The 214-nt window shown below is 54.2% G+C and carries 1 protein-coding gene; it reads right to left on the reverse strand.

The window, feature by feature from the left end:
• A partial coding sequence (locus ASG38_RS17355) for a SprB repeat-containing protein (RefSeq protein ID WP_157486021.1) occupies positions 1-214 on the reverse strand: 214 nt, incomplete at both ends.

Below are 214 nucleotides of genomic sequence, written 5' to 3' on the forward strand. Positions count from 1 at the left end.
ATCGGCCGGATTGTTGGAATCCAGGCTTGTGGTATAAGGCGCCGTTCCTCCCGCAGGCGTTATGGTTATGGTACCGTTATTGTCACCAAGGCAGATTTCGTGCGTTCCGTTAACCGTGGCCGAAAGTGCTGCCGCAGGCTCTGTTACCGTGATGTTTGCCAGTTCGACCTCACAGCCGATGTTGTCCCTAACCTTAACGGTATAGGTTCCCGCT

The organism is Flavobacterium sp. Leaf359 (genome assembly GCF_001423985.1).
Taxonomy (GTDB): Bacteria; Bacteroidota; Bacteroidia; order Flavobacteriales; family Flavobacteriaceae; genus Flavobacterium; species Flavobacterium lindanitolerans.